At 29.6% G+C, this 338-nt stretch carries 1 protein-coding gene; it reads right to left on the bottom strand.

What is annotated here, in order from left to right; all coding sequences use genetic code 11:
* Window positions 1–183: hypothetical protein (locus tag NBRC110019_RS16825; RefSeq protein ID WP_281756627.1), on the bottom strand; the 183-nt coding region annotated here is incomplete at its 3' end.
* Between the last annotated feature and the right edge of the window lie 155 nt (window positions 184–338).

Here is a 338-nt window from a genome sequence, read left to right on the forward strand (position 1 = left end):
ATCAAACAATGATTTTGAAAACACCTTAGTAAAGGCATCCGTAAATTTGGCATTGGTTGCCAACTCATTTAAAGAATGATGCCTCAACGTTACATTGGCATCTTCTCCGCTGTGTTCAGAATTGGCAAATATGCCATCATCTCTTTCGCAACTTGCTATACCTATTAAAGACAGTACTCCCAATAAGCAATAAGCAATTTCTGTTTTCTCATAAAAATAATTAATATTTTGGTTAAATTTCTCACAATTATACCAAATAAAAATGATACTTTTTTACTAAAAACCGTAATCACATACAATTTACGTATAAATACGTAATCTTACAAAATAATTTAAAT

Source organism: Neptunitalea chrysea, from assembly GCF_027924145.1.
Lineage (GTDB): Bacteria > Bacteroidota > Bacteroidia > Flavobacteriales > Flavobacteriaceae > Neptunitalea > Neptunitalea chrysea.